We start from the raw sequence: 23,941 nt of genomic DNA, 5'->3' as shown, positions 1-23,941 counted from the left end.
TTCAGGAGTCTGTATACACTGTTTACAATCACCACCCGTGGAGGCCAATATGGCATCGCCTGTTTTGTCATTCCGTGTCGAAGAAGGCTTGGTCGAAATGCTCGACCAGCTAGCGCTTGCCACGGACCGTGATCGTCAGTACCACCTGAAACGTGCCTTGTCCCGCTATGTCGAAGCAGAAGCCTGGCACCTGAAAGCCATTGACGAAGGCTTAGCCGACATTGATGCAGGAAAGACGATCAATCTGGAAACGGTTAAAGCCAAGTGGGTAGCACGTGCCGCAAATCGAGTTAAGTGAAAAAGCCGATAGCGATCTGGAAGCGATTCATGAGCATTATGCGGGGCTGATGGGCCATCAGAGAGCTGACGAAGTCGTCAGCACCATTCTGGAATCCATTGAGCAGCTCGCAACGTTTACAGGTATGGGACGCCCTTCCCAAGCCCCGGACGTACGCGAGCTGGCACTTACTCGCTACCCCTTCTTAGTGAGCTATGTGGTTCGCAGCCAGGTCGTGTTCATCGTCCGCGTGCTGCATGAACGGAACGAGCGCCTGAACACTTCAAAAATCCCGGATCAATTCAGCTAGTTCTGACCGGCCAGCTATCTTCGACTGCGGAAAAAACGGAGTCGGGGAAGGGGAAAATCTGGGAACGAGGGAGGTAGTACAGCCTAAAAACAAAAAAACCCGTGAATCAAATATTCACGGGGCTTTTCAAATAATGGCGGAGAGATAGGGATTCGAACCCTAGGTACCGGTGAAGGTACAACGGATTTCGAATCCGTCCCATTCGGCCACTCTGGCATCTCTCCAACGGCGCGCATCATAACAGTATCAGCGCAGAAGGCGAAGCCCTTCTGCTGTTTTTTTTCGTGCTATCAAGCGCTTGCGTGTTTTTTCCGCTTATAGCGGCACGCCCAGACGGTTTGCGACCTCTTCGTAAGCTTCGATGACATCGCCCAGACCCTGGCGGAAGCGGTCCTTGTCCATTTTCTTGCGAGTGTCCTTGTCCCAGAGGCGGCAGCCGTCCGGGCTGAATTCGTCGCCGAGGACGATCTCACCGTGGAATACGCCGAATTCGAGTTTGAAGTCGACCAGCAGCAGGCCAGCGTCGTCGAACAGTTTGGTCAGGACTTCATTGACCTTGATCGACAACTCTTTCATGCGAACCAGTTGCTCGGCAGTGCCCCAGCCGAATGCCACAACGTGGGATTCGTTGATGAACGGGTCGCCCTTGGCGTCGTCCTTGAGGAACAGTTCGAAGGTGTAAGGATTGAGCCTGGTACCCTCTTCGATGCCCAGACGCTTGACCAGGCTGCCGGCAGCGTAGTTACGCACGACGCATTCGACCGGGATCATGTCGAGCTTCTTGACCAGGCACTCGTTGTCGCCCAGCAGCTTGTCGAATTGGGTCGGAACGCCCGCTTCTTCAAGCTTTTGCATGATGAAGGCGTTGAACTTGTTGTTCACCATGCCTTTACGGTCCAGTTGTTCGATGCGCTTGCCGTCGAACGCCGAAGTGTCGTTACGGAACAGCAGGATCAAGCGGTCAGCGTCGTCGGTCTTGTAAACCGATTTGGCTTTGCCGCGGTAGAGTTCTTCACGTTTTTCCATGATGGGCTCCGCTTGCTAAGTAGTTGGGCTAGGCGATATGTCGCCAGTCGAGCCCTGAATCTTGATCGGCCAGTTGCAGCCAGTCCGGGTCGCACCCAAGGGTGTCGACAAAACATTGCCGGGCCAGATGCGGCAGGTTGTTCTTGCTGCTCAGATGCGCCAGCACCAGGTGCTGAAGGTCCTGCCATCCCAGCTCGCTCACCAGGCTGGCGGCCTGGTGATTGTTCAAATGACCTGTTTCACAGCCAACGCGCTGCTTGAGAAAGACCGGATACTGGCCTCGGGCAAGCATGTCGCGACAGTGATTGGCCTCGATCATCAAGGCATCCAGGCCTTGATAACGCTGCAATACGTTAGAGCAGTAAGAGCCGAGGTCGGTCAGCAGACCGAAGCGGCGCTTGCCGTCGTTGAAGACAAACTGCGTCGGTTCAAGCGCATCATGAGCGACAGACACCACATCGATGCCCAGCGCGCCAACCTGCAAGCTCTCTCCGCCCGCCAGCAAACCGGCAACTTCAACCGGTTTGCGCATACCGCGCAATGTGCCGCTGCTGAGGTAGACCGGCACATTGTAGCGCCGCGACAGCAAACCCACGCCATGCACATGATCGGCATGCTCATGGGTTACCAGAATCGCACTCAACTGGTTTGCAGCGACGCCCAGACGCGCCAGGCGGCGCTCGGTTTCCCGTAGGGAGAAACCGCAATCGACCAGTACGTACGTATCGTTGCTTGCGACCAGCGTGCCGTTGCCACGACTGCCGCTGCCGAGAACCGCGAAACGCACTTAACCCAGGTTGTCTTGAATAACGCTCAACACCCGACGCGCGATATCCGCAGGCGCAACGGTATTGATGTTCTTCTCGACGGTCACTTGAACGTTATCACCCACCTTGCTCAGGCGAACCTGATAACGCTCGGCACGGGCATCGATCTCTTCCTTGCTCGACTTGCTGCCAAACAGGCGACCGAAGAAACCAGGCTCGTTTTCAGGCGTTTTGGCCTTTTCAGCCAGGTTGATGTAGTACAGACCCAGGCTGCGGTTGATGTCCTCGACGCGCCAGTCACCTTGATCAAGCGCACGGCCGACGCTCGACCACGCACGGTCGAGATCGGCACCGAGGTTCAAGACCGGGTTGCCACTACCGTCTTCGCTCAAGGCAACACGGCTCGGGGTGTCGTAGTCACGTGCCGCCAACAGGGAAATAGAACCGCCCTTCTCGGCGTTGCGACCCATGCTGGCCAGCAGGTCGTCGGTCAGTGCGGCATCGAGGCCCAGGTTGGTGGTGCGCGTCGGGAACGCCACATCGGCAGTGCTGCCGGCAGGACGCTCGACGCTTACCACATAGACTTCACTGGTATTGCGCTGCACGCCCGGCTCAATACGAACCCGCACGCGGGTTTCAGCGTCGGCTGAAACGCCAGCGGCGCTCAGGCGCTTGGCAACCGAGGCGGACAGCTCATCAAGACGCTGCCACGAGGAGCTGAATTCGCCAGTCTGCGGGCGCTCTTCAGCGATACGGAAACCATTGTCTTCAAAGTATTGATGAGCCACCGGCCAGACTTCGGCTGGCTGACGCTGAGCCAGAATCCAGCGCGCATCGCCGCTTTTCTGCAGACTGAAATCGCTCGACTCGGAAGTCGTGCCCAGTGGCAGAGGGCGAGGAACCGTGTATTCACCTTCTTTCTGGGTGCTGTCAGCCACATTGCGCGGGATCGGCAGCAGCGGGTCGAGGTGCTTGACGCCGGACACATCGGCAGGCACCTGCATGGGTGGGGTCTGGGTGGCCTGGAGGTAATCGCTACCGCGATCACGGAAGTAACCATCTTCGCCCCAGAGCCAACCGCAACCGCTGGTGCTGGAGATAATAAGAGCAAGTGCGGAAAGTCCGGCCAATCGCTTCATTGCGTGATACTTCCTCAATTAAACCAGGACGCCGGACTGGCGCAGGGCCTGACGCAGCGGTTCGTGACAGGCTTCGCTGAGCCAGGTAAGCGGCAGACGGATACCGGCTGGCATCTTACCCATTTCATGCAAGGCCCACTTCACGGGGATAGGGTTGGATTCGATAAACAGGGTGTTGTTGAGCGGCATGAGCTTTTCGTGAATCGCCCGCGCCGTCTCGGCATCGCCACGCATGGCCGCTGCGCACAGATCGCTCATGAGGCGTGGTGCAACGTTGGCGGTGACGGAAATATTGCCCTTGCCGCCCAGCAGCATCAATTCGACTGCCGTAGCGTCGTCACCGGAGTACACCAGAAAATCACTGCTGACGCTGGCCAGAATGTCCTTGGCGCGCTGCAGGTTGCCGGTGGCTTCCTTGATGCCGATGATGTTTTTGACCGTGGAAAGACGCGCAACAGTCTCTGGCAGCATGTCGCAAGCCGTACGGCCCGGCACGTTGTAGAGGATCTGCGGGATATCTACGGCGTTGGCGATGTGGCTGAAATGCTGAAACAGGCCTTCTTGCGTCGGCTTGTTGTAATAAGGCGTTACCAGCAGGCACGCATCGGCGCCAGCGGTCTTGGCGTTGGTGGTCAGCTCGACGGCTTCGCGCGTCGAATTGGCGCCTGTACCGGCGATGACCGGAATACGTCCTGCAACCTGGGCAACCACACGGCGGATGACCTCGATGTGTTCGCTCACATCCAGCGTCGCCGATTCACCGGTGGTGCCGACGGCAACAATGGCGTTGGTGCCCTCTTGCAAGTGGAAGTCAACCAGTTTGCTCAGGCTGTCCCAGTCCAGACGACCTTGTGCATCCATTGGTGTGACCAGTGCCACCATACTGCCCGCAATCATGCAACCGCTCCTGCCGGAAAAAGAGAGCCGTAATGGTACTGGCGCTATCAGCCTTGTACAAGCGAAGTACCGCGCTCTGAGCATTCCCCTGAGCGATGGTTTTCGCTACCCTTCGTCCTTTGATCGGTACTGGTCACCTGCGCACCTCGCTCAATCGGTCGAATTTGTCGCCAGAAGCCCTGCCCCAGTGCACTCCAGCCCCGTCATGGTACTTCCATGCAAGGCAGGCGCTCCGGGACCCGGGAAGGTATCTCGCGCCATCGATTGTCGAAACAGCCCCGCAAGTCCGAAAAAGTACCGACCGCTCATCGTCTAGGAATGCTGCATGTCGTCCACTCCCACAGTTCGCGAACAATTCCTTGTCATCAGTGCCCTTGGCGCAAACCCCATGGAGCTGACCAACGTCCTGTGCCGTGCCAGCCATGAAAACCGCTGCTCGGTAGTCACCTCGCGCCTTACTCGCCACGGTGAGTGCAGTGCGCTGATTCTTCAGGTGTCAGGCAGTTGGGACGCTCTGGCGCGCCTTGAAACCGGCCTGTCGAGCCTCTCCAAGAAGCATGCGTTCACCACCAGCGTGGTACGCAGCGCTACCCTGGAGAACCGCCCGGAAGCCCTGCCCTACGTGGCTTACGTCAGCTCGGCGTACCGCCCGGACATCATCAATGAGCTGTGCCAGTTCTTCATTGACCACAACGTCGAGCTGGAAAATCTGATCTGTGACACGTATCAGGCTCCGCAGACCGGTGGCACCATGCTTAATGCCACATTCACGGTGACACTGCCTGCAGGCACACAGATCAGCTGGCTGCGCGATCAATTCCTCGATTTCGCCGACGCGCTGAATCTCGACGCACTGATCGAACCCTGGCGCCCACAAGCCCCAATGTAAGGAGTTCCCATGACCGTCACAGTAGATCAACCGGTTCCCGACTTTCAGGCACCTGCGACCAGCGGACAGACCGTAGAGCTGTCCGCGCTCAAGGGTCAGCAGGTCGTGATTTATTTTTACCCGAAAGACAACACGCCCGGCTGCACCACGCAGGGTCAGAACTTTCGTGACCATATCGCGCAGTTTCAGGCGGCCAATACGGTTGTGCTCGGTGTTTCCCGAGACAGCCTGAAGACCCATGAAAACTTCAAGGCCAAGCAGTCTTTCCCGTTCGAGCTTATTTCGGACAAGGACGAAGCCGTCTGCCAGTTGTTCGACGTCATCAAGCTCAAGAAGCTGTATGGCAAGGAATACCTGGGCGTTGACCGCAGCACCTTCCTGATCGACAAGGAAGGCGTACTGCGTCAGGAATGGCGCGGCGTGAAAGTGCCGGGCCATGTGGCTGAAGTACTGGCGCAGGCCGAGGCCCTGAACAAAGGCTGATATTCCGATAAGCGTTGCGGCACGCAAGGTGCCGCAACGATCCAGACTTGCTGCTTAAAGCAGTGGTGCCACAGTGGGTTCATTACGCGGCCAGGCATCGAGGACGGCCTTGAACAACGTGGCCAGCGGAATCGCAAAGAAGATCCCCCAGAATCCCCACAGCCCGCCAAACAGCAGCACGGCGCAAATGATTGCAACCGGGTGCAGGTTGACGGCCTCGGAAAACAGCAACGGCACCAGAACGTTGCCATCCAGCGCCTGAATGATGCCGTGGGCAATCATCAGGTAGATGAACTGATCACCCCAGCCCCACTGGAACAATCCGATCAACGCCACCGGCACTGTGACCACCACCGCGCCAACGTAAGGCACGACCACAGATATGCCGACCAGCATCGCCAGCAGCGCTGCGTAGTTGAGCCCGAGCGCGGCGAACGCGATGTAGGTCACGCCACCACAGATGAAAATCTCGATGACCTTGCCGCGAATATAATTGGCAATCTGACGCTTCATCTCATCCGCCACCCGGTTGATCAACGCACGCTCGCGAGGCAGATAGCCGCGCGCCCAGCGGCCGATCATGTGCCGATCCTTCAGAAAGAAGAACACCAGAATCGGCACCAGCACCAGGTAGATCATCAGGTTGACCAGCAATGGCAGGCTGGAGATCGAGAAGGTCAGCGCCAACTGACCGATCTTGCCCACTTCACCACGGGCGACTTCGATCGCCAGCAACACTTGCTCGTCGGAAACCAGATGCGGGTAACGTTCGGGCAGCAACAGCAGTACAGACTGCCACTTGGCAAGCATGCCCGGTGCTTCGTTGAACAGCGTGATCAACTGGTGCCAGAGCAGTGGTACCAGCACCAGCAGGAACAGCAGCAGCACACCGATGAACAGCGTGAAGACCAAGCCGACTGCGGCCAGTTCAGGCATGCGCAGGCGCTCCAGAACACTGACCAACCCGTGCATCAGGAAGGCCAGCACCAACCCCGCAATGACCGGCGCGAGCATTCCGCCCAGGGTCAGGACAAGGGTAAACGCCAGAAACAGCAAGACCGCCAGTACCACCGCTTCCTCATCGGAGAAGTAGCGCTGCACCCAATTGCGAAGCACATTGAACATCAAACATCCTTTTCAAAAAAAACGGCAGTGGTGGTTCAAGCCTTGCGCAGCCAATAAAGATAAGTGCCGGCGTCGACCTCTTCATGCAGCAACTCATGCCCGGAAAGTCTGGCAAAAGTTCGAAAATCCCGCTGCGATCCGGCGTCAGTCGCGATCACCTTCAGCACCGCGCCACTGGCCAGACGATTGAGTTCCATCTTGGCTTTCAGCAGAGGCAGCGGGCAGTTGAGGCCACTTGCATCCAGTTCGGCGTCGCACACCTCGGGGCGCACTACAGCGTCAGACATCGTTTCTCTCCAGGCGGACACATCGAATTACAAACCATGTCCGAAAAGGCATGGCGGATAAGGCGGCAAGAATACCTCACTCTGGTCAGCACGCCATTGAGCCAGCTACAGTACAGGTTCTTCTGACCAGAGCTTCGTGCATGAATTTTTTGCGTCCTACACTGCTCACCCTCGCTTGCCTGTTCGCTACGCATGGCATGGCTGATGACCTGCCTTCACTTGGCGACGCCAGCTCCTCGATTGTCTCTCCCGAACAGGAGCACCGTCTGGGCCGTGCGTGGCTGGGGTTGCTGCGCGGCCAGGTGGCGCAGCTGTCGGACCCGCAACTCAAGGACTACGTCGAGACCTCGGTGTACCGCCTGGCCGAGACCAGCCAGGTTCAGGACCGGCGTCTTGAATTTATCCTGATCAACAGCCCGCAACTCAACGCCTTTGCCGCACCCGGCGGGATCATCGGTGTCAACGGCGGCCTGTTCCTCAACGCCCAGACCGAGGGCGAATACGCGTCGGTACTGGCCCACGAGCTGGCTCACTTGTCGCAACGCCACTTCGCCAGAGGCATGGAGGCCCAGCAACGCATGCAGGTGCCAGTCATGGCCGCGATGCTGGCAGGTATCGTCATGGCAGCCGCAGGCGCCGGTGATGCGGGTATCGCCACCATCGCCGGCTCACAGGCGGCTGCAATCCAGGAGCAACGTCGCTTTTCGCGCCAGAACGAGCAGGAGGCCGACCGTATCGGCATTCTCAATCTGGAGAAGGCCGGCTATGACCCGCGCAACATGCCCACCATGTTCGAGCGTTTAATGCGTCAGTATCGGTTTGATGCAAGGCCACCAGAGTTTCTGCTGACTCACCCGGTGAGCGAATCGCGGATCGCCGACACACGCAACCGCGCCGAGCAGGCCAAGCCTGGCGGCAAGGAAGACAGTCTGCTGTATCAACTGATGCGTGCCCGCGTTGCGTTGATATACGAAGAAACGCCAGGTATTGCCGCCAAGCGTTTTCGTGCGCAACTGGTTGAAAACCCGAAATCCGATCCGGCTCGCTATGGTCTGGCCATCGCGCAGATCAAGGGTGGGCAACTGAACGAAGCCAGAGAAGCCCTCAAGCCATTACTCGAAAAAGTGCCAAACGACATCACCTACAATCTGACGCAGATCGACCTGGACATCACCAATAACCGCTTGGCCGATGCCCAGCAACGGGTCGATCGCATGCTGACGCTATACCCCGGCAGCTACCCGCTCAATGACGTGCGCATTGACGTGCTGCTCAAGCAGAACCGCACCGCCGAAGCTGAAAAAAGCCTTGAAGCGCTGCTCAAGACCCGCCCGGATGATCCCGACATCTGGTACGTCGTGGCGGAAACCCGTGGCCTGAACGGCAACACCATCGGCCTGCATCAGGCGCGCGCCGAATATTTCGCACTGGTCGGCGATTTCCGTCAGGCAATCCAGCAACTGGACTTTGCCAAACGCCGTGCGGCCAACAACTTCCAGTTGGCGTCACGTATCGATGCACGGCAAAAGGATCTGATTGAACAAGAGCGGATGGTCAAGGACATGATGAACTGATGTCCGAATGAGAAAGCCCGACGCAAGCGTCGGGCTTTCTCATCACCGCTGTCAGGCATTACCCGCTTGTCGCAAGCGCGCCGCCTGAGTGAAGTCCAGCATGCGCTGCAACGGACGTACGGCGTTGGGGATCAGAGCCGGGTCAACGAATATCTCATTGCTACCCTCGCGCAGGCACTGCAAGGTGCGCTCAAGCGTATTCATCGCCATCCACGGACAATGTGCACAGCTTCGGCATGCAGCGCCGTTACCGGCCGTAGGCGCCTCGATGAAGATCTTGTCCGGGCACAGCTGCTGCATCTTGTAGAAGATGCCCCGGTCGGTGGCCACAATGAACGTCTTGTTGGGCAAGCGCTGCGCGGCGGCAATCATCTGACTGGTGGAGCCGACCACATCAGCCAGCTCGATCACTGCTTCCGGCGATTCCGGGTGAACCAGAATCGCAGCCTCGGGATACAAGGCTTTCATGTCTTCAAGCTGCTTGGATTTGAATTCTTCGTGGACAATGCAGGCACCGTCCCACAGCAACATATCGGCACCGGTTTCACGCTGGATATAGCGACCCAGATGCTTGTCTGGAGCCCAGATGATTTTCTCGCCGTTGTCCATCAGGCTTTCGACGATCTCCAGCGCACAGCCAGAGGTCACTACCCAGTCCGCACGGGCTTTGACCGCTGCAGAGGTGTTGGCATACACCACCACGGTACGCTCCGGGTGCTGATCGCAGAACGCGGAAAACTCATCGACCGGGCATCCTACGTCAAGCGAACAGGTGGCTTCGAGCGTGGGCATGAACACACGTTTTTCCGGGTTGAGAATCTTCGCGGTTTCGCCCATGAAACGCACGCCTGCGACCAATACAGTACTGGCAGCGTGGTTATTGCTGAAGCGGGCCATTTCCAGAGAGTCGGCCACGCAACCGCCGGTTTCATCGGCCAGGGCCTGAATGACCGGGTCGCAATAATAGTGAGCGACCAGCACGGCATCCTGCTTCTTGAGTTCGGCAGCAATGTCGGCTCGGTAACGCGCCTGCTCTGCCGGGCTCAGCGCTTTGGGCTGCTTCGCATCGAGATGAGCCTGCACCAGGAAACGTTCGGAGATCTGTGTCATGTTCGCGGGACCTGAAGGCGCTAGAGCGCGAAAGGCAAGTTTACACCCGAAATACAGGCAATAAAAAAGCCGGAAACCCTTATCAACCAAGGCCCTCCAGCTTTACGCATACATCGCCTGACAAAGGCTGCGCCATGTGCAATCAAGCATATGGCTGATATTCAGTAAATATCGGCCCGACTTCTGAAGGCGCGCCGATTCTAACGCCAAAAAACCGATTTACCAGAAGTTTCTGGCTTGCCCATAGCCGATGAGAATCGTTCTTGAAACCGTCTAGAGATCCATTAATAGCGAAGCATGACAAAGAAATAATTTGTAGCGGCTTTCTATTTGACACATCTCTAAAATATCTTGGCCGACCCAACATGGTTACTCACTATCACAGGTCTCATAGATGCCGGGTCCCCTACACTTCGCCATGCACACTTTTCGGCAGACCTCCTGGATGGCCGCTTCCGCTGCTATGTCACTGACCCTCATACTGCCCGCGCAGGCGGCCAGTGAGGCAGCCGTGGTGACGCCATGGGGCACTATAAGCGAGCCAACCAGCCCACCAGTCTGTAAGCAACTTCAAGCGCACCTGACTCCCAGAGACGGCTCGCTGGACAGCGCTGACGGTTCGGCGCTCGACTCCAGGCCTGACCAGGAGAATATCCAGAATGCAATCAATGGGTGTGCTGCCGGACAAGCCGTAAAGCTTGTAAAAGGTGACGGCGACAACTCGGCATTCCTCAGCGGGCCGCTGCAATTGAAATCCGGCGTCACGCTCTGGATAGACGGGGGCGTAACGTTGTTTGCGTCACGTAACCCCAAGGACTACGACAACGGCAAAGGCACTTGCGGCGTGACTACAGTTGCCAATCAGGATTGTTGGCGCTGATTGAAAACTGACCCACCCTGCCGATTGAAAATTGACCCAGGACGGATTGCTGATTTTTGCCCCAGCAATTGTGGATAAGCTTAGCAGCAGTGTGCCGATTCAAGACGCATCAAGCCCCACCGCATGCAGCAGGGCATTTATGGTGCGGATCAAAATGGCTCATCGTCCTCGATATCATTTCCGTCCTTTCGCTTTCGTTCGCGTGTTTTGATCTTTGTCTGGGCAGCCAATGTGCTGTGTTGTAGGCGGTAGGACTCGTTGCCCGTTTCGACGATGTGGCAGTGGTGTGTCAGCCGATCCAGCAACGCGGTGGTCATCTTGGCGTCGCCAAACTGAACCGCCCCGGGTTTCTCGGAGACTCCAACCTTTGAGAGGATGGAGCGATGAAAAAACTACCGAAGTACTCCCCAGAGGTCCGTGAGCGGGCCATCAGGATGGTTTTCGAACACCTTCCTGAGTACGAGTCGCAGTGGGCCACCCTCAGTGCCATTGCCCCCAAGATCGGCTGCACGCCCGAGACATTACGGCTGTGGGTTCGCCAATCTAAGCGCAACAGCGGCCAGCGTGATGGGCTGAGCACAGTCGAACGTGAGCGAGTCAAGCTGTTGGAGCGTGAGAACCGTCAGTTGCGTCAAGCTAACGAGATCTTGCGTAAGGCCTCAGCCTATTTTGCCCAGGCGGAGCTCGACCGCCCATTCAAACGATGAAGACGTTTATTGATGAAAACCGCCAGTCTTACGGGGTCGAGCCGATTTGCAAGGTGTTGCCAATCGCCCCGTCGACGTACTACCGGTACGCTGCTCAGCAGGCTGACCCCAGCCAGCAGTCAGCGCGTGCGCAGCGTGACCAGGAACTGGGTGAGCACATCCAGCGAGTCTGGGATAAGCACTTCCATGTATATGGCATGCGCAAGGTCTGGCGACAGTTGCTGCGTGAAGGCCAGCAAGTCGCCCGCTGTACGGTGCAACGCCTGATGGGAGAGCTGGGCCTGCAAGGCGTGGTACGCGGCAAGCCCGTCAAGACGACGGTCAGCGACCAAGCCAGGCCGTGCCCGCAGGATCATGTCAACCGTCAGTTTGTTGCTGAGTGCCCGAACGCCCTATGGGTATCGGACTTTACCTACGTCAGTACCTGGCAGGGTTTTGTTTACGTGGCCTTCATCGTTGATGTCTTTGCCCGATTCATCGTCGGTTGGAAGGTGTCCAGTTCAGCGCGTACCGATTTTGCACTCGATGCACTGGAGCAAGCCCTTTACGCCCGTCGCCCAGTCAAGCAGGGTGGACTCATTCACCACAGTGACCGTGGCGTGCAGTACGTGTCCATTCGCTATACCGAGCGTCTTGTCGAAGCCGGTATTGAGCCATCGGTCGGGAGTGTCGGTGACTCTTACGACAATGCCTTGGCTGAGACCATCAATGGTCTTTACAAGGCTGAAGTGATTCATCGACGCTCTTGGCCCACACGGGGGGGGGCGGTGGAGCTGGAAACGCTGAAATGGGTGGACTGGTTCAATCACCGCCGCCTGCTGGAGCCAATCGGTCATATTCCACCGGTCGAGGCAGAAGCCATCTATTATCAGCAACTCACCGAGTCTGCCCACGTGGCATGACTCAAACAAAAGGGTCTCCGAGAAACCCGGGGCGGTTCAGTGCCGGTCGGTACGCTGGGCGTAAACCGGATACCAAAATGCATGAACGGGTCATCGCTCTTAAAAGCGGTGGATGTAGCATTGCGGAAACTGCAAGGCTGGCCGGTGTCAGTGTCAGCCAGGTAAAGCGTGTCTGGGCACAGAACCAGACTAAAGATAAGGTCTGAATGTAGCAAGAACCCTCGTTTTCACGCACGGTCTCCCGGGCGGCGCGCATTTGATGTTTCGTTGCTCCCTGACGTGCCCCCAACCGATCCGCCGTTTAAGAACGCTTTGGCTAACTGCGCCAAATAAAACTTTGGCGTTGACCTACGTTTGCATGGAACCAAATCCGTCCAAAAGGCCACACAACGCGACATTTTTAATGAAAATTTGGTGGCTACATAACTTCAGCGTCAGTGGTCAAAAACCTCTTTAAGGAACGCTGCAAAAATAGCCAACCGCTCAGCAGGCCTGGCAAGAGGCTGGCTCGCTCATTACACAGCCGCGCAGAGACATCACTGCAGTTCGAACGCGAGGCGTGAGCGGCCAAACGGCACCTTGGCTGGACGCGCCACTGAGGCGGCCCTGTTGGATGAGCGGATCCTCGCTCAAATATCAGCGTCGGTACGAAGATCAGGTGCAAGAGCTAAAGGTCGTATTGCGTCAGCAAACAACGCCTTGACCGCCAAGAACCACGGCCCAGTACAACTCAACCGTGACAACGACTACATTCGGATGGACTAATTGCAGGCATGAGAATCCCCAACGTCAATCTAAACGCATTGAGCACAAACCGGTCTTTCAGTGAAGAGGACCAGCTCAAGCGGACCGGGGATCAGCCGGAAGCCAGTACCGGCACCAGGTGCAATGAGCGGCAGCCGGCCAAACGGCGACGGGTGGAGCAGGATGAACCTGGAGCCGGTGGCCGCGCACGGGACAGGGACGCTCGGCAACAGCCTACCATTCACGCGCACTTGCGCAACGATATCACCGACCGACATCGTACCAAGTCCGAGCGGCCCCATGACAGAGCGCCCGCTGACGTCAGTGCATCGTCATCGCATCGTAGGCCACAAAGAACAACGAATGGCTGGGAGGCGCGCCTGGCCGAACACACGTTCGACCGGGCGGCAGGAAAACGACCTCGGGAAGAGCGAGAGCCGTATCGGCAGCCAAAGCGGCCAATGCATGACTTGGAGTGGACGGCGGCGGATCTTCACCGGGCCGAACATCAGCTCGATCCAGCTGCAAAAGAACAGCTGCAGGAACAGCGAGAGCAGTATCGGAAATGGCTGAGTGCCCCCAGCCGAGTGCCTCAGAACCACAACGCTCGCTTGTGCGTGTCGGTGGCAAAGGAAAACGCGCTGGCGCGTCACATCGGTTGCGGGCTGGCGCTGCCTTTCCTGGATGAGAGCGTCAACGCGCAAACCAATGCGCAGTGGCTCGACAAATACCTTCTGATGATTGCCAGTGCAAGGCGCGCCACAGGGGCAGGCGTAACGCATAGCGAGCTCGATCGTTGCACGGAGGTTGCGGCGCAGTATCTCTGCAAGACCAAGTGGTTTGACGGTGCATCGCTGACGCAGCTGGCCCATGTGGGCAACAAGCTGAGCAAGCATCCGAACCAGCAAGCGTGCATGGATGCAATCGCGTGGATCGCCGGACAGCTCAATCAGGCAGATGATTTATCGGGACTGGATGGCCGCCACTCAGTCCTACTCCTGAACGCCTTCGCCAAGAACTTCAACAGCGGCAGGTGTGAACGCGCGGTGGCTCGTCTGGCACGTCACCTGCAACGTAACCACCCTGCCCGGTCGTCGCTGGACGCGCAGCACATCGGCCTGGCACTTAATGCATTCAGCAAGTGGCCCGACAATCCAGACTGCCAATCCATGGCGTACTTGCTTGCTGATATGCTCGCCAGCAACAGACGCTTGCGTCATGCGATGGATGGGCAGAGCGTCGCGAACGCGCTCAACGCCCTGAGCAAATGGCCCGACACACCGCACTGCGCGGACGCCGCCAACGCACTGGCCTTGAGGCTGGCCAATGATCGCAACTTGCGCTACGTCCTCAAACCGCAAGAATTCGGAAACACATTGAATGCCCTGAGCAAATGGCCTGACACGCCGGACTGCGCGGACGCTGCCAACGCGCTGGCCTCGCGGCTGGCCGACGAGCGCGGTTTGCGCAACGCCCTCGACCCGCAAGGCGTGGCCAACGCGCTCAACGCCCTGAGCAAATGGCCCGACACACCGCACTGCGCGGACGCCGCTAACGCACTCGCCTCGCGGCTGGCCGACGAGCGCGGTTTGCGCAATGCCCTCAACCCGCAAGAACTGACCAACGCGCTCAACGCCCTGAGCAAATGGCCTGACACGCCGGACTGCGCGGACGCTGCCAACGCGCTGGCCTCACGGCTGATCGACAATCGCGATTTACGCAACGCCCTCAACCCGCAAGGCGTGGCTAACGTGCTCAACGCACTGAGCAAATGGCACGGTACGCCGGACTGCGAGGCGGCAGCCAGCGCACTGGCCTCGCGACTGGCCAATGATCGCGATTTACGCAACGCCCTCAACCCGCAAGAACTGGCCAAAACGCTCAACGCCCTTAGCAAATGGCCCGACACTCGGGATTGCGCGGACGCGGCCAACGCACTGGCCTCGCGGCTGGCTAATGAGCGCAGCTTGCGTAACGCCCTCGACCCGCAAGGCGTGGCCAACGCGCTCAACGCCCTGAGCAAATGGCCCGGTACGCCGGACTGCGCGGACGCTGCCAACGCACTGGCCTCGCGACTGGCCAATGATCACGAGTTACGCAACGCTCTCAACCCGCAAGGCGTGGCCAACGTGCTCAATGCCCTGAGCAAATGGCCTGACACGCCGGACTGCGCGGACGCTGCCAACGCGCTGGCATCGCGGCTGGCCGACGAGCGCAGTTTGCGCAACGCCCTCACCCCGCAAGGCGTGGTCAACGTGCTCAATGCCCAGAGCAAATGGCCCGACACGCCGGACTGCGCGGCAGTCGCCTGCGCATTGGCCTCGCGACTGGCCAACAATCGCGATTTACGCAACGCCCTCACCCCGCAAGAACTGGCCAACGCGCTCAACGCACTGAGCAAATGGCCTGACACGCCGGACTGCGCGGACGCTGCCAACGCGCTGGCCTCGCGACGGGCCAATGAGCGCGATTTACGCAACGCCCTCACCCCGCAAGAACTGGCCAACGCGCTCAACGCAATGAGCAAATGGCCCGACACGCCGGACTGCACTGCCGCCGTCAAGACACTGGCCTCGCAACTGGCCAATGATCGCCACTTGCTCAACGCCCTAACCCCGCAACACATGACCAACGCGCTCAACGCCCTGAGCAAATGGCCAGGTACGCCAGACTGCGCGGACGCTGCCAACGCGCTGGCCTCGCGACTGGCCAAGGATCGCGAGTTACGCAACGCCCTCAACCCGCAAGAACTGGCCAACGCGCTCAACGCCCTGAGCAAATGGCCCGACACGCCAGACTGCGCGGACGCTGCCAACGCGCTGGCCTCGCGACTGGCCAATGATCGCGAGTTACGCAACGCCCTCAACCCGCAAGAACTGGCCAACGCGCTCAACGCCCTGAGCAAATGGCCCGACACACCGGATTGCGCGAACGCGGCCAACGCACTGGCGTCGCGACTGGCCAATGATCGCCACTTGCTCAGCGCCCTCGACCCGCAAGGCGTGGCTAACGTGCTCAATGCCCTGAGTAAATGGCCCGACACGCCGGACTGCACTGCCGCCGTCAAGGCACTGGCCTCGCGACTGGCCAATGATCGCGAGTTACGCAACGCCCTCAACCCGCAACACATGGCCAACGCGCTCAACGCAATGAGCAAATGGCCCAACACCCCAGACTGCAATGACGCCGTCAAGGCACTGGCCTCGCGACTGGCCAATGATCACAACTTGCTCAACGCCCTCACCCCGCAACAGATGGCCAACGCGCTCAACGCCCTGAGCAAATGGCCCGACACGCCGGACTGGGCGGACGCTGCCAACGCACTGGCCTCGCGACTGGCCAATGATCGCCACTTGCTCAACGCCCTCAACCCGCAACAGATGGCCAACGCGCTCAACGCCCTGAGCAAATGGCCCGACACCCCAGACTGCACTGCCGCCGTCAAGGCACTGGCCTCGCGACTGGCCAATGATCGCCACTTGCTCAACGCCCTCAACCCGCAAGGCGTGGCCAACACGCTCAACGCCCTGAGCAAATGGCCCGACGTGGACGTTAGCCAGGCCTCCGCTGACGCCTTGGCCTCGCGACTGGCCAATGATCGCGAGTTACGCAACGCCCTCAGTCATATCGGCGTGACTCAAGCACTCAACGCCTTGAGCAAATGGCCCGAACGTGCGAATTGCGAGAGTGCTACCGATGTCTTGGCCGGCAGGCTGGCGGAGGACAACGATCTGCGACAAGCCATGGGTGAGCACCACGTGGCTGTGTCGCTCAATGCGCTGAGCAGATGCCTCGGAAGGCCGGCATGTCATTCGGCAGTGTTGCTGCTCGCCGAACGCGTCGGCTCGGCAGAGTTGCCGTGGCAGCAGTTCGAGATGCGTGGGCTCGCCATGGTGGCCAACGCGATGTCCCGTCTGCTGCACCTGGATGAGGAACAGTTCCAAATTTTGGGACGCGCCAAACTGCTGGCAATGGCCGGGCACCTGGAGCTGCACCGTGAGCGTTTTGAGTCTGCCTCCGCGCGAAATATTGGGATACTCTTCAAGGCCCTTTCATCGGCGCAACTTTATCGCCAGATGCGTCCGCTGGCACGGCCGGCGCTGGAGCGGGTTGCGGTGCTCGCGCAGGACGACGGATTACGGGAAACTAACCTTGAGGGTCTCGGCAGCCTGTGCATGGGATTTTTGCCGTTGATCCGCAGCCCAGAGTTGACCTCTCGCCATCGGGGGCACGCATTGCGCGTGTTCAATACGTTGCAGCCCATCATCGAGCGCAAGATCGACTTGTACCTTACCGGCGGTATCCCGCCGTCTTCGACCGACCTCGAACAATACGCCACTCGATGCCCGGCGCTGACCTTCTTCCAGGTGCTCAAGGCTTACAGCATGGTGAGCCGGCAATGCAAGCCGCGCCACATCGAAGGCTCGCGCCAGGAAATTCGCCAACGTCGCGAAGAGTTGGGGAAATGGGTTGACAGGACGCTGGAGCGGACACGCGAGGCCATCGAGGAGGACCTCGGCGAGATGAGCTGGAACTTGATCGCGCAGATCGAGGCCGGTGACATCGTATTTGACGCCTTGGACCTGCGCCTCACGAAGGAAGCAGCGAAGATTACGCAGGCCCATCCACCGAGCCAGTTCGACCTTGACGCCGGGCGCCTGAGCATGAAGTCGGCACCCGGCGAGCCCGTTGCGCCGGCCCCCGGCAACGGCAGCACGACCCACATCGTGGTCGATCTGCGCGGCAAGGAAGTGTCGACCAATGCGACCGAGACGAACAAGCCGTACTCGCTATTTACACGGCTGACGGGCTTGCCGCTGGTGGAGGTCCAACTGCCTGGGGCGATTTCGACGTTCATGCTCGCGCGTACGCTCACCTACCAGGACGAACCCTGGCGTTTTGACATGTTCGGCGGCAGCCGCGCCACGCGAGGCCACATGAGTCGCCCCGCCCAGTTGCTGTCCGGCACATCCGGAGCACCGTCGCTGCTGCCGGCAATGCGCTATGCAGACACCGCGCCGGGCAGTAGCCTGATGCAGCTCATCGCCAAGCTTGCCCCGCAGCGCGAAGACTGGTCGCGGATGCAGCGCTCGCTACTAGAGATGGTGCCGACCGATCAAGTCATTGAGGGCACACTGCGTCTGGGATTTTTTGAAGACGTCAGCGGCCCTGCGCACCCGTTCAAGCCAACAGCACCGGACGGGCATGCATTGGCGCTGTGCCCCAACGATGGTTGCGGCTTCCTAAAGCTGGAGGTGGCTCTACGCATACCGGCCTTCCGTGAGTACTTCTCTGCCTGGCAAGCAGTGCAGGCCGGTGAGGCCAGCCAGGAGCAGCGTGACCTTATTGCCAAGGATAAGGGACCCACGCGGCTGGCACCGCAGGCGCTGCAGCACTTCCCACGTGACGAGGCGGCACTGCAGGAGGCGCACGAGGCGATGCAGCGCCGGTTGCAGGCGCTGCCGTCGGAGTTGAGTCAACTCACGTTGTACGAACTGACCACCAGCGGCGGCTACCAGGGCCAAAGAGTCAGGGCGGTGCCTGCTGCCGACGACAAGGTGCACCTACCGAGCGAGCGCAGCCAGGCCTTCGACGCCGCAGGTGGCGCCTTGCTGATCGGCAAGCCGCCCTACGACAAGGAGAACCTGCTGCCCGTGCCGGAAGAACGCGTCGCGACAGTGGCGCAGAGCGACGCCACCGCCGAATTCCTCTCGCAGTCCTTTGGTATCCAGTACAGCTACACTGGCTTCGACGACGGATCGGGCAGCGACGCCGAGATGCTGCACAGCAAGGGCATGCTCATCGTGGTGCCATCAAAGAACTGGCCGGCCAATTTCGCGGACATGGACCTGGCCTGCTCGAAAGAGGATCTCAAGACCCTGTCGCGCTGGACGACCGGTCGCGACCGCAGTGCCGTGCCGCAGAACATGCTCAGCACCGGCAGCCTGCGGCTCAAGGACATCGTGGAGCCCGGACGCATGGGTGCATTGCCTATCCCGGAACTGCGCAAGCGCAACATGGACACCGACGGCGACGACGCGTTCGTGTACGCGGGCTACCCCAAGCTGGCCGCGCTGATTTCGCGCGAGATGGCCGATCGTGAGGTACGCCGCGGCCAGCCACGTTCCTTCAAGCCGCCGAAAACGGCCACGCCGGCCATTGATCCTGACAACGGCCATTACCAGGCGGGGCGGCTGTCCGAGATCATGTCTCTGCAACGTGGCGGCCAGATCATGGGGGCGGCCAGCACCTTGGCAGCGCGCTTCATGGCGCAGCCTGACCACCTGCGTGAGGCAATGGCGCGCAATATGATGTTCGGCACTTATGACGGCATTGAGCGCGACCTGCGTAACGGTCTACGTGTAGCACTCGACGGCAAAGCCAGAGATCCTCAGGTGTTGACGGAACTGCGCAACCAGGCATACAACGCCATCGGGCGCGCCCACCTGCCCGAGGCACGTGAAGCCGCCGAGCTCCTGCATGCACAACTGCTTCGACTGGAGCCGGGGGCATCATCGCGAGCCGAAGTGCCGCCATTGCCGGATGCGCTGGGCGAGGCCTTCCCACGCCTCGCCCAGGCGTACCTTGCTGCGCCTGATACTGAGGCACGGATTCACGCCATCATCGACAACTACCCGGTGTGCAGGCTCTCGCACGCGCAGTTCCCGGCAGGGCAACCGGGGCTCATCCCCGGTGAGCCGGAACTGAGCATGCGCAACCTCTTCACCATCGCGATCAAGGTGGGCACCGATGCGCTGAAGTCTGACACCGGCACGGCGCTGTTCGCCAAGATCGTGGAGTCGTGCGAACGATCCGAGCGAGGGTTCGCTGATCGGGTTCGCAGCGTACCGTATGGCAAGGTGACTGCCCGGGCCATGCACGATGGTCGCTTCGACGCCGAGCAGACCCAGGTGGACCTGCAGAACATGCCGACGATGGCTGCGGGCGTCATGCAAGACGCGCTACACTCGCTGCGGCAAGCAGGCCTGATCGACCCACCGCCACCGCCCACCGAGCGCCTGCGCGCTGTGCAGCCAGAGGACATTGCGCTTGAGGCGCAGAACTTACTGACGCGTGCTCGCGAGATGGAACCCAGGGTCACTCACATGCTGAGGCGCGTCGCCGAGTCCCATGCTGGGCAACTGGCGGGCATGGACCATCAACTGAAGTCGGTCGGCTCGTTGAAGGAAAAGCTAAAGCAACAGATGGCTTTGAAAAACAAGGCCCTGGAAGATGCCGTGGCCGGCGTGAACGACGCGCTGCGGTACAGCGTGGTACTGGAACCGCCGGATTTCACCGCTGGCTTGCGCGGTGTGCTGGCCTCACTGGACGATCAGGGCCATGTGCGCGTCAAGCTGAACAACCTGTTTGCCAAGCACCAGCCGGCCTTCAAAGCGGTCAATGTCACTATGCGCAGTCCCGAAGGCGCGCTCTGGGAGATCCAGTTCCACACGCCTGACACCTTCAGGCTCAAGGAGCAATTCCATGATCTTTACAAGCACAGCCATGCGCTGCAGCTTCAGGGCGCCCCACTGACTGTTCAGCGAGAAGTACAGGCGCCCGCGCAAGACGCCTTCAGACTCGTGCCTTCACCGCCAGAGTGCAACGATATCGACGACTGGGAGGAGGAGAACGTCCCGACCTTGGCAATGAAAGCTGCGGCTTTCAAATTCCAACCAAACAATCGCAAAGAGGGGAGCCTACAGAATTCGGAAAAAATCGTACTACAAGGGCTTCCCCATTGAGCACAAGCCCAATAGTTGCTGTTTGACTCAGCTGCATATGCCGGATCGACGTAAGAAGGTGAAGGACTGCGGTACTACAAACGGTCATCTTGAGCTGATCGCTCGGACCCTGATGAAAGACGCACGTGAGGGCCTCGTTCGCTAACCGGGACTGAATTTCCCATACGATTTTTCAGGTATCCCCCACGCAGGTCCAACCCGCTTCACATCAACGACGGCAGTGCACATTGATCCTTTTATCCGCTCATGATCCTCGCCCTAACGCCTTACAAGGTGATCAGTCATGACCTCTCCATCAGCGACCAAGGCACATCAATGGTTCTCGGGCGGTCGTATTTGATATGCATGTCAGAAGGATCAAGAGCAATGCTTATCATCTGCCCAGCGCGCATCCCCTTTTTTAATCTGGGATTGAAAACGTACTTTAGGGGGAATGACCTTGCCTCACAGGAGCGAAGCCCAGCACGAACCATGAGATGGAACAGTATTTGGTGACTAGGATCAGTGTCCGCTGCAAGGCATACCTTGACCTGATCTTTGGTCAAAAATTTTGTCGGTCGCTTACGGTCACGCACCATCACCGACACTTTGGTGCTCTCGGCTCCAGGCCTCGCAACGTGCGAAAGGAGTCCATGGTGAGAAGCCGCTCTCACCCTTTTCTCTCCAAAGGGAAGAATGGTGATAAGGCCGCGCTGTTTGGCCCATCGGTAGAACCTCACGACCAGAGCGAGGCGATTATTCACTGTGCCAGGATCAAGAGATAATTCTCCGCTAGACCAATCCCTGTACCTGGAGAGAACGCTGAGCCCATGGGCCGGGCTTTCTTCGTTCCATGCCAAGCCATTGGCGTCTAAGAAGGCGAAGTAATCGAATAGACGGCGTCCGTAGGCTTCCCATGTCAGATCGCTCAAAGACTCCCCTGACTCAATGAGCGCTTGCCAGAGAAAGGTTTGCGCTGGCTCGACTGGCCATCCCTCAGGCCCAATCAGCAGCGGAAAACCTTCGAAGGATCTACCTGCAAGGGTTAGGTCTTTTGTAGCGAATACCCGGCGCAACGATACCGCCACTGCGCGCTGTCAGCCCACCGATCTGGCCGTTACCGCCCAGCGTGCCGCCCGCATTGACCTGCACAGCGGAAACCAGCGAGCCGTTGACCGACAGCACGCCGCCATTGACCAGGGTATCGCCACGGTAGGTGTTGGCGCCTTGCAGAATCAGTCGACCGGCACCGGATTTGACCAGGCTACCTTGGTACTGACGCTGAGCGGCTGCGGCGGCACGCGCGGTGCCGGTGGCGTAATCGGCTTGGTCCTGCTGGCTGGCGGTGCTGGCAACGCCGTTTTGCCAGCCTTTGCTGATCAGGGTTTGCTGCCAGGTGGCCTGCTCGGCAGTGTCTTCGGCCTGACGCTGAAGCAGCGCCTGATCGGAAATATCGTTGCTCCATACATCGCTCACACCGGCCCCCAGGTTGGCGTCGAAGGTGCCGAGCAATTGACCGGGACCGCGCATCGCCCGCTCAAGATCGGCCACGCCCCAGCCAACGCCGTTGGTCGGCGCCTGAGTGACCGAGCCATCGAGCTGGGTGGCCGTGGTCAGCAACACTTGCAGCGCCTGCTCGTTATTCAGGTAAGGAAAACGCTCCATCACCAGTGCCAGCGCCCCGGTGGCGTGCGGTGCAGACATCGAGGTGCCGGACTTGATCCCGTAACCGCCGCCGGGCACGGTGCCGTTGATCAGACGCCCGGGCGTGGTGATGCACCAGTATTTGGACAGGCCGCACTGGTTGTAGCGCTGACCGTTGCTGCTGTCGAGGCCCGATACAGCCAGCCAGTGGCCTTCGAGGTCTGGCTCGAAATACGGCAACGACGCCCGCACGCTGGCATTGGCGTAACCGCTGTTGCCTGCACTGAACACGTTTATCACGCCCTTGCGCGAGATATTCGCCGCTTCGTCCAGCCAGGTTCCACGGTTGTAGTGCTGAGCGTAGGCAGCACGCACACCTGCCTCGGTGGCGTAGGTCACGTCGGATGGCTGGCTGCCCCAGCTGTTGTTGATGGCGCGTACTCCGGCATCTGCCAGCGCCCCATACACCGCCTTGAAATACTGCGGGGCCGGGCTCGGGCCGAACAGGAAGCTGTCGTTCTGATTGGTGTTGCCGACGTAGATCTGTGCGTTGTACGCCACGCCATGCACGCCGACGCCATCGCGCGCCGCGCCCATGGTGCCGGTGACGTGCGTGCCGTGGGTATCGTTGTTCGGGTTGATGGCGCCAGTGATGCTGAAGGGCGAACCGTCAACGTAAGTACCGGTAGCGGTGACTGCGTGATAGCGGGACGAAGTGGCTTCAGGGTGGGACGAGTCAAAACCCGAGTCCAGCGCACCGATCTTGACGCCTGCGCCAGTGATGCCAGCGGCGTAGGCCTGATCAGCCTGAATACGCCCCAGGCCCCAGTCGCTCTGGAATTCTGCCGAACGCCAACTGGCAGCGTCACCCGGTTTGCCCTGCTCGACATAATCCGCGTAGGCAGAGCAGCCAAACGTAAAAGACAACGCACAAAGAGCACCGCTTGCTACTGGTTTAAACGAATAACGGACAGCACCCAAACGCTTGGACTTTCGCATCCCTGCACACCTGATAATGGTCGGCTCTTCATTGAGCGATTCCAGAACATAGTCTGCAGTTATGCACTTGGCAACAGATTTATTTCAATTCTGATACAAGTTTCAGGACATAAGGATAATGCATCACTGGATATATAGTTCAGTGATATCCGTTTGAATGTATTGAGTTTTTTTGTTTTTTTGATATGGAGGTAATTGAATTGAGTAGTGGCAATTTAATTGCACGCCCTCCACTTTTTCTAGTTTTCCAGCCAATATCTTCAACAACTTCAGTTAAGCGCCTTATTTATTCGGATATACCAATAATTGTCCGACAATAATTGATAATCACCCAAATGGAGTCTGCGTTACGGCAAACAGATGACGCGGAGCGTCATGAACTGCATGCCCACGCGGAGCGATGGGCACGATAGGTGGTGGGGTTGGGTTTTGTGTAAACGCACGCAGCCGCAATACC

14 protein-coding genes, 1 tRNA gene, 5 pseudogenes and 1 other annotated feature are annotated in these 23,941 nt (G+C 59.1%); of the genes and pseudogenes, 9 read left to right on the top strand and 11 right to left on the bottom strand.

What is annotated here, in order from left to right; all coding sequences use genetic code 11:
• Positions 1-49 precede the first annotated feature (49 nt).
• Positions 50-298: a CopG family ribbon-helix-helix protein gene (locus FFH21_RS08120; RefSeq protein ID WP_002552596.1), complete on the top strand. Its 249-nt coding sequence runs from the start codon at positions 50-52 to the stop codon at positions 296-298.
• Positions 276-587 (top strand): type II toxin-antitoxin system RelE/ParE family toxin, encoded by a 312-nt coding sequence (locus FFH21_RS08115; protein WP_004657697.1) that lies wholly within the window; start codon positions 276-278, stop codon positions 585-587. The genes FFH21_RS08120 and FFH21_RS08115 overlap by 23 nt, the downstream gene beginning before the upstream one ends.
• 134 nt (positions 588-721) lie before the next feature.
• On the opposite strand, the gene FFH21_RS08110 is transcribed toward FFH21_RS08115, so the two are convergent.
• The 5 genes from FFH21_RS08110 to dapA form a co-directional block, all read right to left on the bottom strand.
• Positions 722-811: transfer RNA gene (locus FFH21_RS08110), tRNA-Ser, on the bottom strand.
• Positions 812-902: 91 nt separating this feature from the next.
• The gene (purC, locus tag FFH21_RS08105) at positions 903-1,613 is read right to left on the bottom strand and encodes a phosphoribosylaminoimidazolesuccinocarboxamide synthase (RefSeq protein WP_002552594.1); all 711 of its coding nucleotides are present in this window, start codon (positions 1,611-1,613) and stop codon (positions 903-905) included.
• Between the two features lie 28 nt (positions 1,614-1,641).
• Positions 1,642-2,400, bottom strand: coding sequence for an MBL fold metallo-hydrolase (locus FFH21_RS08100; RefSeq protein WP_002552593.1), 759 nt, complete (start codon positions 2,398-2,400; stop codon positions 1,642-1,644).
• Positions 2,401-3,519 carry an outer membrane protein assembly factor BamC gene (gene bamC, locus FFH21_RS08095; RefSeq protein WP_011168101.1) on the bottom strand — a complete coding sequence of 373 codons (1,119 nt, stop codon included), beginning with the start codon at positions 3,517-3,519 and terminating at the stop codon, positions 2,401-2,403.
• Between the two features lie 18 nt (positions 3,520-3,537).
• Positions 3,538-4,416 (bottom strand): 4-hydroxy-tetrahydrodipicolinate synthase, encoded by an 879-nt coding sequence (gene dapA / locus FFH21_RS08090; RefSeq protein WP_004657692.1) that lies wholly within the window; start codon positions 4,414-4,416, stop codon positions 3,538-3,540.
• Positions 4,417-4,741: 325 nt separating this feature from the next.
• On the opposite strand from dapA, the gene FFH21_RS08085 reads away from it, so the two are divergent.
• Together FFH21_RS08085 and FFH21_RS08080 are read left to right on the top strand one after the other, a co-directional pair.
• Positions 4,742-5,305, top strand: coding sequence for a glycine cleavage system protein R (locus FFH21_RS08085; protein ID WP_003317383.1), 564 nt, complete (start codon positions 4,742-4,744; stop codon positions 5,303-5,305).
• A 9-nt stretch (positions 5,306-5,314) separates the two neighbouring features.
• The gene (locus tag FFH21_RS08080) at positions 5,315-5,788 is read left to right on the top strand and encodes a peroxiredoxin (protein WP_011168100.1); all 474 of its coding nucleotides are present in this window, start codon (positions 5,315-5,317) and stop codon (positions 5,786-5,788) included.
• Positions 5,789-5,842: 54 nt separating this feature from the next.
• Here the strand turns inward: FFH21_RS08080 and FFH21_RS08075 are convergent, their stop codons facing one another.
• Both FFH21_RS08075 and FFH21_RS08070 read right to left on the bottom strand, forming a co-directional pair.
• Positions 5,843-6,913, bottom strand: a complete 1,071-nt coding sequence (locus FFH21_RS08075; RefSeq protein WP_011168099.1) for an AI-2E family transporter — start codon at positions 6,911-6,913, stop codon at positions 5,843-5,845.
• Between the two features lie 35 nt (positions 6,914-6,948).
• Positions 6,949-7,200, bottom strand: coding sequence for a sulfurtransferase TusA family protein (locus FFH21_RS08070; protein ID WP_002552587.1), 252 nt, complete (start codon positions 7,198-7,200; stop codon positions 6,949-6,951).
• A 140-nt stretch (positions 7,201-7,340) separates the two neighbouring features.
• Between FFH21_RS08070 and FFH21_RS08065 the strand changes: the two genes are divergently transcribed.
• Positions 7,341-8,774, top strand: coding sequence for a M48 family metalloprotease (locus FFH21_RS08065; protein ID WP_004664274.1), 1,434 nt, complete (start codon positions 7,341-7,343; stop codon positions 8,772-8,774).
• A 51-nt stretch (positions 8,775-8,825) separates the two neighbouring features.
• Here the strand turns inward: FFH21_RS08065 and nadA are convergent, their stop codons facing one another.
• Positions 8,826-9,884 (bottom strand): quinolinate synthase NadA, encoded by a 1,059-nt coding sequence (gene nadA / locus FFH21_RS08060; protein WP_041924482.1) that lies wholly within the window; start codon positions 9,882-9,884, stop codon positions 8,826-8,828.
• A 394-nt stretch (positions 9,885-10,278) separates the two neighbouring features.
• Here nadA and FFH21_RS08055 point away from each other — a divergent pair.
• Positions 10,279-10,752: pseudogene (locus FFH21_RS08055) on the top strand (polygalacturonase); the annotation flags it as partial.
• Between the two features lie 161 nt (positions 10,753-10,913).
• Here the strand turns inward: FFH21_RS08055 and FFH21_RS08050 are convergent.
• Positions 10,914-11,099 (bottom strand): annotated as a pseudogene (locus FFH21_RS08050) (ATP-binding protein); the annotation flags it as partial.
• Positions 11,100-11,147: 48 nt separating this feature from the next.
• Here FFH21_RS08050 and FFH21_RS08045 point away from each other — a divergent pair.
• The 3 genes and pseudogenes from FFH21_RS08045 to xopAD all read left to right on the top strand — a co-directional run bounded on the left by FFH21_RS08045 (position 11,148) and on the right by xopAD (position 20,862).
• A protein-coding gene (locus tag FFH21_RS08045) for an IS3 family transposase (protein ID WP_086004861.1) occupies positions 11,148-12,373 on the top strand; the annotation gives its coding sequence in 2 pieces (ribosomal slippage) (positions 11,148-11,433 and positions 11,433-12,373; 1,227 coding nt in all).
• Positions 11,426-11,542 (top strand) — a sequence feature (AL1L pseudoknot). It overlaps the preceding gene by 117 nt.
• Before the next feature lie 38 nt (positions 12,374-12,411).
• A pseudogene (locus tag FFH21_RS08040) lies at positions 12,412-12,579 on the top strand (helix-turn-helix domain-containing protein); the annotation flags it as partial.
• Between the two features lie 567 nt (positions 12,580-13,146).
• Complete coding sequence (xopAD, locus tag FFH21_RS08030; RefSeq protein ID WP_145119521.1) at positions 13,147-20,862, top strand: XopAD/skwp family type III secretion system effector; 7,716 nt, start codon at positions 13,147-13,149, stop codon at positions 20,860-20,862.
• A gap of 290 nt (positions 20,863-21,152) precedes the next feature.
• Here the strand turns inward: xopAD and FFH21_RS08025 are convergent.
• Both FFH21_RS08025 and FFH21_RS08020 read right to left on the bottom strand, forming a co-directional pair.
• Positions 21,153-21,917 (bottom strand): annotated as a pseudogene (locus FFH21_RS08025) (site-specific integrase); the annotation flags it as partial.
• Positions 21,907-23,484: pseudogene (locus FFH21_RS08020) on the bottom strand (S8 family serine peptidase); the annotation flags it as partial. The pseudogenes FFH21_RS08025 and FFH21_RS08020, both read right to left, overlap by 11 nt.
• Positions 23,485-23,941 lie beyond the last annotated feature (457 nt).

Source organism: Pseudomonas sp. KBS0707, from assembly GCF_005937945.2.
In the GTDB taxonomy this organism is placed as follows: Bacteria; Pseudomonadota; Gammaproteobacteria; order Pseudomonadales; family Pseudomonadaceae; genus Aquipseudomonas; species Aquipseudomonas amygdali.
This window is presented reverse-complemented; position numbering and strand designations above follow the sequence as displayed.